Genomic DNA, 526 nt, shown 5'->3' on the forward strand with positions numbered 1-526 from the left:
ACCAGCCCTTAGAAACACGTCAGGCCGTTGGTGCACACTACACAAATCAAAAGCGAACTGATGACGTTTTATCGAAGATGACGACCGCTTATGCCTCTTTGCTTGCTGATGGCAAAAAAGCCACTCAAAAAGCCGTACAAGAGCTTTCTGGGGTAGGTATAGCAACGGTTAAGCGTCACTGGAAGCGGATCAAAAACTGATCATAAAAAGGTATCACACGGTGTCTATCAGATATTAGCCCCCGTTAGGGGGTGATCGGCACTTAAGAAAAAAACAGCCACCCACAAAAATCGTCTAACCAGAGCGTGAGAGTTCTAGTAAAACACTCACTTACATTCCAGGTGGTCGCCCATCACATTGAATACGTTACTAAGTAATGTTTTATTCCACTTTGATCACTTAAATGTGCCATTTAAGCTACTCAGCGGCTTAGTATTTGTTATGGTATGTAACGTTATGCCTCGGTGTTACACCTTGGCTCGTGTATCTAACTTGTATCATTGGTGTATTAATGGAAAATAGCACG

1 protein-coding gene is annotated in these 526 nt (G+C 43.0%); it reads left to right on the plus strand.

What is annotated here, in order from left to right:
- Positions 1-200 (plus strand): hypothetical protein (locus R7R78_RS29290; protein WP_225474987.1); only part of this gene is annotated, 200 nt, incomplete at its 5' end.
- Between the last annotated feature and the right edge of the window lie 326 nt (positions 201-526).

It is taken from the genome of Vibrio sp. 2134-1 (assembly GCF_033339495.1).